This window comes from Shewanella sp. M16, assembly GCF_018224605.1.
In the GTDB taxonomy this organism is placed as follows: Bacteria; Pseudomonadota; Gammaproteobacteria; order Enterobacterales; family Shewanellaceae; genus Shewanella; species Shewanella oncorhynchi.
This window is the reverse complement of record NZ_JAGTUL010000164.1, coordinates 1-255: the sequence shown is the minus strand read 5'-3', so window position 1 is coordinate 255 and position 255 is coordinate 1. Positions and strand designations below refer to the sequence as shown.

General features: G+C 48.2%; 1 pseudogene. It reads left to right on the top strand.

Annotated features, from left to right (window positions below):
* Positions 1 to 248: pseudogene (gene tuf, locus KFE26_RS23875) on the top strand (elongation factor Tu); the annotation flags it as partial.
* Positions 249 to 255: the final 7 nt, after the last annotated feature.

Below are 255 nucleotides of genomic sequence, written 5' to 3'. Positions count from 1 at the left end.
CAAAAGAAGAAGGCGGACGTCACACTCCATTCTTCAAAGGCTACCGTCCACAGTTCTACTTCCGTACAACTGACGTAACCGGTACTATCGAACTGCCAGAAGGCGTAGAGATGGTAATGCCTGGCGACAACATCAAAATGGTAGTGACTCTGATTTGCCCAATCGCGATGGACGAAGGTTTACGCTTCGCAATCCGTGAAGGTGGTCGTACAGTTGGTGCTGGTGTAGTAGCTAAAATCATCGCTTAATTGCGAT